Raw genomic sequence first — 10,368 nt, 5'->3', positions numbered from 1 at the left:
TAATACCGGAACTCCTGTTATAGTAATAGTTCCTGTTTTAATTATATTACTAGAACAACCTACTGTTTCAACACTATATGTGAAAGTTCCGGTTTCTGTAGGTGTACCCGAAATGGTAACAAGTTCATTGATATAACTATAAGAAACACCTAAAGGTAAATTTTGAACAATAACATTAGTTACTTGTGTTATTGTTTCATATTCAATATCTATAATTGAATCCCCTAAACATATTACTTGCCCATCCGTACCTGTTGCCGAAATTAGATCCAATTTACAACATTCTTCTATTTCAACAGTAAATGCCGGTGTATCATAAGCAGGACAAGAACCACTAGCGTCTAAATGATATACAATATCATAAGTCCCAGGCTGGCTACCATTAGGAGTTATTTCTCCCGTAGAAGGATCTAAATTCAATCCTGTAGCAGGAGTTACTACATAATTTCCACCTGTAGGAGCCGTATTTGATGGTAAAAATACATTTGTATCTGTATCACAAAAAGTACTATCTGAATATGAAATACTTCCTGAAGGTGGAGCTTGTATAATTATATCGAATGATGTATATGTAACACAGCCATTTCCAAAAAGATCCTCTATTCTTACATAAATAGTTTCAGGACCATAAATTTCGTAATTCAATAATTCAGCAGGATCTATAAAAGGGGCGCCATTTTCAGCATCCGTCAACGTATTATGATAAGTAATATTATAATAGAAAGATTCTATAGTCCCCAACATATAAGCTGTCTGATCTATATCCCTATAATAAGGAGGAGCATCATTAGTACAGATTATTATATCTTCCGGTTCATTAGTCAACGGAAAAGGCTCTGGCGCTACGACTATTGAATCTGTAATAACTTTGTCAACATTATTACATTGTCTATATTTAACAACCGCTGTATAAGTAGTTGATACTGTTGGACAAACGGTTATTTGACTAGCTCCTTCAGAACCGGGAATCAAGTTCCCATCTTCTAACCAAGATATCTGAGATGTATTAACAGGACCTGCCGGCAAAAACCTCCATGCTTCTTCACTAGCAGACCAATTCCCTGTATTTCTTCCAGGTGGTACATGTGCAATTGTTCCACTTTCATTTTGTATACCTATAACTCCAACACCCCCTTGCCAAGAAGGACAAGGAGTTCTATCTTTCACATAAATTTCTATAATATTTGAAGTTTCATATATAACAATTTGAGAGCTTTGTAACCCTACACTAGCATGACAATCAAACTGCGGTAATTCATTAAAACTAACCACTAAATATCTTTGAGGTGCAGTACCGAAAAGTTTATAATTTACTCTTTGTATATCATTAGGAACACTATCATCATCTAAAACAGCTTCTCTAATATCCGTATCTTGATACACTCCATAAATTGCTCTTTTTACAGGAAACCCTACATTAGGAATAGATGTAGAAAAAGACCAAGGACAGCCTGGACCTGGGCTAAAAACACCTCCGGGAACAACACCTGCAATATCAAAAGTAATAACTCCATTAGACCCAACCAATACTTTGTTATAATATTGCCCGTAAAAACAAAAATCAAATGGCAAATCAAATATAGGTGACCACTGATCATCTGCAACATTATCCAAAATAGAAGAATCTTCAAAAGGCGTAAAATCTGCTGCTGGAGGATTATAATTAATCGATTGAACCGTATAAGTTGTCGTTGTTTTTACTTGAGAATAATTAGCTGACAAATCTACACAATCTCCCGGATTACAAACTGGCGCAACAGGATTTATCGAAACAGTAGGAACTGAATAAGAAGACTGAGAAAACATATTGACACCACTCAACACTACAAGAAAAAAGAAAAGTAATTTTGTTTTCATTTAAGTTAATGGTTAAATTATAGTCTATTTATAGTTAAAGTTTGATTCACAAATTTACAAATATTTAATAATTAAACACCTTTTTATTAACAATTAACATTTTTTATCTAATATTAAAGTTTTAAAATAAATATTTTATCTATAAAAACTCACAAAAAACCATTTTTCTTTCATCTACTTCTATTTTAAAGTTTATTGGTTATCTTTGCGAATTGAAAAGATTTTAAAAAAACAAAAATGATTCATAACGAGGATTTACATGATGAAATTGGTAATGACCATATTGCCACAAGTGCTCAAACTCCTTTACGAAAAGATGCATTTGAAATTTCAGATGACCAAAAAATAGAATTAATTAAAAAAGATGTAGAAAGTATTTTACTTACTTTAGGAATGGATCTTACTGATGACAGTTTGAAAGGAACTCCTAATCGCGTCGCAAAAATGTTTGTCAAAGAAATTTTTGGAGGATTAAACCCTAACAAAAAACCTAGCTCTTCTACTTTTGAAAACAAATATAAATATGGTGAAATGCTTGTCGAAAAAAACATTGTGGTTTATTCAACTTGTGAACACCATTTATTACCAATTGTCGGTAGAGCTCATGTAGCTTATATTTCTAACGGTAGTGTTGTTGGGCTTTCAAAAATGAACCGAATTGTAGATTACTACGCTAAACGTCCGCAAGTACAAGAACGTTTAACCATTCAAATTGTTCAAGAACTTCAAAAAGTCTTAAATACCGATGATGTAGCTTGCGTTATCGATGCTAAACATTTATGCGTTAACTCTAGAGGAATTCGCGATATTGAAAGTAGTACTGTAACTGCTGAATTTGGCGGAAAATTTAAAGACGAAAACGTTAGAAAAGAATTCTTAGACTATATCAAACTAGAAACTAAATTCCATTAATCAAATCTCTCATTTTAAAATAGATGAAACTTTATACATCCCAAACACTCAAGATTTACAATTCACTTAGCAGCGAAAAAGAAGTATTTAATCCTATTCATGAAGGAAGAGTTGGAATGTATGTTTGTGGACCAACTGTATATAGCAATGTACATTTAGGCAACGTCAGAACCTTTATGAGTTTTGATGTTATTTTCAGGTATTTAATTCATCTAGGTTATAAAGTGCGTTATGTACGTAACATTACCGATGTAGGTCACATGGTGGATGATGTAGATGATGGCGAAGATAAAATTGCCAAAATGGCTCGTCTTGAAAAGGTAGAACCTATGGAAATTGTCCAACGCTACACTGTTGATTTCCACGAAATTTTGCAAGAATTCAATCTTTTACCACCAAGTATTGAACCTACAGCAACCGGACACTTAATTGAACAGATTGAAATTATCAAATCGATAATAGATAATGGTTACGCTTATATTTCCAATGGATCGGTTTATTTTGATGTTGTAAAATTTAATCAAGATTACAAATACGGTATCTTAAGCGGAAGGAATTTAGAAGACATGATTGCTAACACCCGTGATTTAGACGGACAAAGCGATAAAAAAAATCCACAGGATTTTGCTTTATGGAAAAAAGCAGAACCGGAACACATTATGCGTTGGCCTTCTCCATGGAGTGACGGTTTTCCCGGTTGGCATTTAGAATGTACAGCAATGAGTACCAAATATTTAGGAGAAACTTTTGATATTCATGGTGGCGGAATGGATTTAAAATTCCCACATCACGAATGTGAGATTGCTCAGGCGGAAGCTTGCAACGGACATAATCCGGTTCATTATTGGATGCACGCTAACATGCTGACACTTAACGGTAAAAAGATGTCGAAATCAACAGGCAACAACATTTTACCTAGAGAAATTTTTACCGGAGAAAATCCTAATTTAAGCAAAGGATTTAGTTCCGGAGTAGCACGTTTCTTTATGATGCAAGCGCATTACAGAAGTGTTTTAGATTTTTCTGATGAAGCTATTTTAGCTGCCGAAAAGGGATATAATCGCTTAATGGACAGCATCGAACTCATCGATAAATTAAAAGCTTCTACCAACTCTAGTTTTGATGTTCAAGCATGGAAACAAAGCTGTTATGATGCTATGAATGACGATTTCAACACACCTATTTTGATTGCTCAATTATTCGAAGGAATTAAAGTTATTAATCTAGTTAACGATTCGAAAGAGACCTTAACAACTGCAGATATTGAAGTTTTAAAAACCACTTTAACTACTTTTGTTTTTGATGTTTTAGGCATTAAAAGTGAAAAAGCTACAAATGCAAGTACTGACAAACTTGACGGCGTATTAAATATGCTTATAGGAATGAGAAATCAGGCTAGAGCCGATAAAAATTGGTCTCTTTCTGATCAAATCAGAGATAATTTAGCAGAGTTAGGCATTCTACTTAAAGATGGAAAAGAAGGAACAAGTTTTAATTACTAAATAAAAAAAGGATTGGCTAACCAATCCTTTTTTCTCTTTTTAACAATTCTATAAAACTATAAATTAAAACAAAAAATTCACTTCGTTATTTCTAACGTTTACCAAAAATGAAATTTTTAAGAACTATAAGGCAAATATAGAGCGATCTATCATCTTAAAAGATGATAATAATCATGTTCTTCTATTTTTTCATTAAAATCAGCATCATGTGTAGCACTAAAAAAAAAATAACATTTAAAACAATACTGATAGCTCCTTTTTTATTATTAATCAGGTTCTATCAAGTCGCCATTTCTCCTTACACCCCAGCTACATGTCGTTATCAACCTACTTGCTCACATTACTCCTTCGAAGCCTTAAAAAAGTATGGTTTATTTAAGGGAGGTTGGCTCGCTTTAAAAAGAATATTCAGCTGTCATCCTTGGGGCGGTAGCGGTTATGATCCGGTTCCTTAAAAGATAAATTCATCTATTAATTCCCTTCTTTAATTTGTGATTTTTTAACACTATTACGAATTTTAATCCTTATTTTAGCCTAAAATAAATATTTATGCTTGCCCTAAACATGATTTGGAACCCTTCAGAAGGAATTGATCTTGGTTTTTTCACCATTCGTTTTTACAGCTTAATGTTCGTAGTTGCCTTTGGATTAGGTTGGTATGTTATGAAAGCCATTTACCAACGGGAAGGTGAGTCTTTAGAAAAACTTGACAATCTATTTGTCTCTACAGTTCTAGCCACATTAATTGGAGCTCGTTTAGGACATGTCTTTTTTTATGATTGGGATTATTTCAAAGATCATAAATTGGAAATTTTGCTTCCAATAAGAGAAACAGCCTCTGGATGGGAATTTACCGGTTTTGCCGGATTAGCCAGTCATGGCGCTGCAATAGCTATTATTTTAGTAATGCTTTATTACAGCAAAAAAGTAGTCAAGAAACCCGTACTCTGGATTTTAGATCGAATTGTTATTCCGGTTTCTTTAGGAGCGATATTTGTCCGTTTGGGTAATTTTTTCAATTCAGAAATCGTTGGAACTCCAACTTCTTCTCCATTAGGAATCAAATTTATCAGAGATTTTTATTCACCAAGAGTAGCCGTTGAAAAGACAGGAATTCCAAATATCAATCAAGCCTATAAAGCTATTGCTAACGACCCGCAATTTGTTGAATTATTAAATGCTGTAGCTCCAAAACATCCAGCTCAGCTATATGAAGCTTTTGGTTATGTGTTTGTATTCGCAATTTTATATTATTTATATTGGAAAACAGATGCCAGAAACAAATTAGGTTACATCTTTGGTATCTTCTTAATTTTATTGTGGACTGTTCGATTTTTAGTCGAATTTGTAAAAGAAAGCCAAGGAGGATTTGAAAATGCCTTAGGCATATTTTCTACTGGACAATGGCTAAGTATTCCTTTTATTATTGCCGGATTCTACTTAGTAGCCAGAGCAAAAAAAACGGCTTAATACTTTTAAAATAGTTATAAAAAAGAGTGATTTTACAATCACTCTTTTTTTATTTTTCGACTCTTACTCCTACCCCTAAAATATTAGGCAAATAAGCCCCTTTAAACTTACTTTTTACCGAAAAATGATATTTCCCTTGGGTAAGCTGTACTTTTTCACTTATAGGAAAATATAAGTCACAAAGATCTCCCAAACATTCTCCTGAATCCTTTCCGTTTTCATCTTTAAACTTTACCAAAACTTCTTTTTGGAAAACAATATTATCATTTTTATTCAGACTCACTTCAACAGGAATCTCCGGTATTTGAAAATCATAAACATGAGCTATATGCAAACTAATTTGATACGCATTTTCGGATTCAATTTGGAACACAAATTGCTTTTCATCTGTTGATAACCATCTGTTATTTTCGAAATCTTTATCAATCTCTTCCACAACATAATTTTGGTTACAAGCAATCAATAATCCAAAACATAAAAAGAATATCTTCTTCATAATTGAATAGTCTTAGTCAAAACTAAATGTACAAAAAAAGTCCTGATAAAATCAGGACTTTTGTTATAATGAGAAATAATTTCTTATTCTTCTTTTTTATTCAAAGCCATTTTTTCAGCTTCTTTATCACTCATTGTATCATTCATTACCGGAGTTGCAATGAATAATGAAGAATAAGTACCTACCAAAATACCAACTAAGATAGCAAATACGAATCCTTGGATAGTTTCACCACCGAAGATAAAGATTGCTATCAATACTACTAATGTAGTCGCTGATGTATTAACCGTTCTACTCAAAGTAGAGTTTAATGCTTTGTTTACTAAACCTTTGAAATCTGGTGAAGAATTGTAGTCTAAATACTCTCTCACACGGTCAAATACGATTACCGTATCATTCAATGAGTAACCAATAACCGTTAAGATTGCCGCGATGAACGCTTGATCAATCTCCATGTTAAATGGCAAGAATGAATAACCAAAAGAGAAAATACCTAATACAATAATTACGTCGTGTGCAACTGCAGCTACAGCTCCTAAACCAAACTGCCACTTACGGAAGGAAATCATTAAGTAAACGAATACTACAAACAATGATCCTAACACCGCCCAAATTGAATTAGTTTTGATGTCTTTAGAAATAGTTCCAGAAACTTTAGAAGCTTGCATTATTCCGAACTGTTTTCCATCGTAAGAAGTCACAAATTTATCATACGTTAAATCAGCTGGTAAATATTTCTTAAGTGTCTCATATAATTTTTGGTTTACTTCTTTATCTACTCCTTCTCCTTCTTCGTCAACTTTATATTTAGTTGTAATTTTTAACTGGTTGTTGTTACCAAAAACTTTTGCTTCAGCACTTCCGAAAACAGCTACTAAATCAGCCGTTACTTCCGGAGCAGCAACTTCTTTATCAAAACGAACTTGGTATGTTCTACCTCCTACAAAGTCAACTCCTTGGTTTAAACCTTTAGTGAATAAAGAAATCAAACTCAACGCAATTAATACTCCCGAAATAGAATAAGCCATTTTACGTTTTGCCAAGAAATCAAAATTCAAGTTTTTGAACCAATTTTTAGTAATTGAAGTTGAGAATGTAATATTTTCGTTTCTTGATAAACTCCAATCTAATAAAATTCTTGTAATGAAGATTGCGGTAAACACAGAAGTAATAATACCAATTAATAATGTAGTAGCAAAACCTTTGATTGGTCCAGTACCAAATACTAATAAGATGATTGCTGTTAAAGCTGTTGTTACGTTAGCATCAACAATTGAAGACATTGCCCCTTTCCAAGTAAATGCATAATCAACTGCTTCATTAACTGTTTTTCCTGAATCTAATTCTTCTTTTGCTCTTTCGTAAATAATTACGTTAGCATCAACCGCCATACCAATTGTTAAAACGATACCTGCGATACCTGGCAATGTCAATACAGCACCAAAACTTGCTAAAGCTCCGAAGATGAATAAAATATTTACCAATAAAGCCAAGTTAGCATAGAAACCAGCTCTGCCATAGTAAACTACCATCCATACTAATACTAAAGCGAAACCAATAATAAATGAAATCATACCGCTATTAACAGCCTCAGCACCTAATGAAGGCCCAACTACGTCAGATTGTACGATTTCGGCAGCAGCAGGTAATTTACCAGCTCTTAAAATATTAGCTAAGTCTTTTGTCTCGTTAATTGTGAAACTTCCTGAAATTTCAGATTGACCTCCGCTAATTGCTCCTCTACTCACACCTGGTGCAGAATATACTAGATTATCTAAAACAATAGCAATTGCATTACCTTGCTGAGAAACTTTACCAGTTAATTTTTCCCACTCTAGAGCACCTTTACCATTCATCTGCATTGAAACAGCAGGTTTTCCTAATTGGTCAAAAGTATCTCTAGCATCAACAATAACACCACCACTAATAGGTGCTTTGTTTTCTCTATTTCCTTTTAAAGCATAAAGCTCAACAGTTGTTGGTGATTTTTCATTGATTTTACCCCAAGCAAATTTCACATACGCCAATTCTGCCGGCAATAAAGCACGAATATCACTTCTATTTAAGTATCCTCCAATTTTAGCAGTATCTTTTACATTGAAAACACCAACATAAGGTGTGCCTTGTTGACCTGGCATAATCATACTGTCAAACAAAGGGTTTACTTGTGTTTTAGTTGAATCAACTTTATCTGTCAATAAAGAATCAATCCCTGTTGCAGCTTCTTTAACTTCAGCAGTTTTTTCTTTAATTTCAGTTTTCTTTAAAGCTTCGTTAGCAGCCATTAAGAAATTACCAACCTCTTCCACTTTGTAAGTTTCCCAAAACTCTAACTGAGCAGTACTTTGTAATAATTTTTTAATACGGTCTACATCTTTAGCACCTGGTAATTCTACTAAAATTCTACCTGAATTTCCTAATAATTGAATATTAGGTTGTGTAACCCCGAATTTATCGATACGCTCTCTTAATACTTTAAAAGCAGATTCTACAGATTCTTGAACTTTTTGTTTAATGATTGGCTCAACTTGAGCATTAGTCATATCAAATTTAATTAGCTCATCCAAATTTCTGTTTCCAAAAATTTCAGCATCAGCCAATTTTACATTTGCAGCATTAGCTTCTTTGAAGAAAGCATCAATGTAATCTTGATTTCCTTGTTGGTTCGCTTTTGCATCTTCTAAAGCTTTGTTGAAAGCCGGATTCTTAGAACCATTAGCCAAACCTTTCAAAATATCTTTTACTGAAATTTGAAGAATTACGTTAATCCCTCCTTCTAAGTCAAGACCTTTGTTGATTTGGTTATTTCTTACTTCGTCATAAGTATATCCTAAAAATACTTTTTCTTTAGATAATGAATCTAAGTAAGCTACTTCTTTTTGAAAATCCCCATTTGCATGAGCTTTTGCGTCTTTCTCAATTCCATTAGCTACAAAAGTAAATGATAACTGATACAGACAAACTAAAGCAAATAATACTGCGAAAAATTTAATTAGTCCTCTATTCTGCATTACTACTAAAATATTAATTTATTTTATTTTTTATAAAAAACGGACAAATATATAATTTACAATAGGATTAACCAATTTTATTACAAAATAAAATTCGTTTTTTTTTAGTTTTACTCAATAATTATGCATAAAAAACCACCTAACAGCAGTTAGTAGTTTTTTAGTATTTGAATCTCAAAAACTTACAAAACAGAGCTTAGGTCTTTATTCATATTACGAACAGCTTGAGCACTTTTTGCAAATTTTTCTTTCTCTACACCATCTAACTGTACATCAACAATTTGATGAACTCCGTTTTTACCAATAATACACGGAACTCCTATACAAATATCATTTTCTCCATACTCACCTTCCAAATAAACCGAACAGGGAATTAGTCTTTTTTGGTTGTTCAAAATACTATCCACCAAAGAAGCAACAGCTGCTCCCGGACCATACCAAGCGGAAGTTCCCAGCAATTTAGTCAATGTTGCTCCTCCTACCATTGTTTTAGCCACGGTATCTTGCAATACTTCCTCCGACAGGAAAGTTGACACCGGCAATCCATTATAAGTAGCTAAACGACTCAGTGGAATCATCGTAGTGTCTCCATGACCACCAATAACCATGGCCTGGATCTCACTTACAGGTTCATTCATGGCTTGCGACAAATAATACCGAAAACGAGAACTATCCAAAGCCCCTCCCATTCCTATAACTCTATTCTTAGACAATCCAGTTACTTTTAGCGTTAGATAAGTCATGGTATCCATAGGATTAGAAACAACAACAAAAATAGCGTTTGGCGAGAACTTCAAAATATTTAAAGCTACCGATTTCACTATTCCTGCATTTATCCCAATTAATTCTTCTCTAGTCATTCCCGGCTTTCTAGGAATACCGGAAGTAATTACTACAACATCACTATTTTCAGTTTGCTGATAATCACCCGTGCAACCACAAACCACCGAAGTAAACCCAGTTGTTGAAGCACTTTGCATAATATCCAAGGCTTTACCTTCTGCTAAACCTTGTTCAATATCTAACAAAACTATTTCACTAGCTATTTTTCTATATGCCAAAACATCGGCACAAGTAGCCCCTAAATGTCCTGCTCCTACAACCGTTACTTTCATAATAT

Annotated in this window: 7 protein-coding genes and 1 pseudogene; 4 read left to right on the top strand and 4 right to left on the bottom strand. The window is 33.4% G+C overall.

Annotated elements, in window-relative coordinates; genetic code table 11:
* Positions 1–1,857: pseudogene (locus tag ACUSJC_RS14565) on the bottom strand (hypothetical protein); the annotation flags it as partial.
* Between the two features lie 237 nt (positions 1,858–2,094).
* Here ACUSJC_RS14565 and folE point away from each other — a divergent pair.
* The 4 genes from folE (at position 2,095) to lgt (ending at position 5,741) form a co-directional block, all read left to right on the top strand.
* Complete coding sequence (folE, locus tag ACUSJC_RS14560; protein WP_449270291.1) at positions 2,095–2,769, top strand: GTP cyclohydrolase I FolE; 675 nt, start codon at positions 2,095–2,097, stop codon at positions 2,767–2,769.
* Positions 2,770–2,792: 23 nt separating this feature from the next.
* The gene (gene cysS, locus ACUSJC_RS14555; RefSeq protein ID WP_449270290.1) at positions 2,793–4,271 is read left to right on the top strand and encodes a cysteine--tRNA ligase; all 1,479 of its coding nucleotides are present in this window, start codon (positions 2,793–2,795) and stop codon (positions 4,269–4,271) included.
* A gap of 206 nt (positions 4,272–4,477) precedes the next feature.
* Positions 4,478–4,726 carry a membrane protein insertion efficiency factor YidD gene (gene yidD, locus ACUSJC_RS14550; protein WP_449270292.1) on the top strand — a complete coding sequence of 83 codons (249 nt, stop codon included), beginning with the start codon at positions 4,478–4,480 and terminating at the stop codon, positions 4,724–4,726.
* A 94-nt stretch (positions 4,727–4,820) separates the two neighbouring features.
* Positions 4,821–5,741: a prolipoprotein diacylglyceryl transferase gene (lgt, locus tag ACUSJC_RS14545; RefSeq protein ID WP_449270289.1), complete on the top strand. Its 921-nt coding sequence runs from the start codon at positions 4,821–4,823 to the stop codon at positions 5,739–5,741.
* 49 nt (positions 5,742–5,790) lie between these two features.
* Here lgt and ACUSJC_RS14540 read toward each other — a convergent pair whose 3' ends face one another.
* The 3 genes from ACUSJC_RS14540 to ACUSJC_RS14530 form a co-directional block, all read right to left on the bottom strand.
* A complete protein-coding gene (locus ACUSJC_RS14540; RefSeq protein WP_449270288.1) occupies positions 5,791–6,237 on the bottom strand; it encodes a hypothetical protein in 447 nt (148 codons plus the stop codon).
* Between the two features lie 83 nt (positions 6,238–6,320).
* Positions 6,321–9,248 carry a protein translocase subunit SecDF gene (gene secDF / locus ACUSJC_RS14535; protein WP_449270287.1) on the bottom strand — a complete coding sequence of 976 codons (2,928 nt, stop codon included), beginning with the start codon at positions 9,246–9,248 and terminating at the stop codon, positions 6,321–6,323.
* A 182-nt stretch (positions 9,249–9,430) separates the two neighbouring features.
* Positions 9,431–10,363: a malate dehydrogenase gene (locus ACUSJC_RS14530; RefSeq protein ID WP_449270286.1), complete on the bottom strand. Its 933-nt coding sequence runs from the start codon at positions 10,361–10,363 to the stop codon at positions 9,431–9,433.
* Positions 10,364–10,368 lie beyond the last annotated feature (5 nt).

Source organism: Flavobacterium sp. U410 (genome assembly GCF_053570605.1).
The sequence above is the reverse complement of the archived record's forward strand: the minus strand, read 5'-3'. Positions and strand labels throughout refer to the sequence as shown.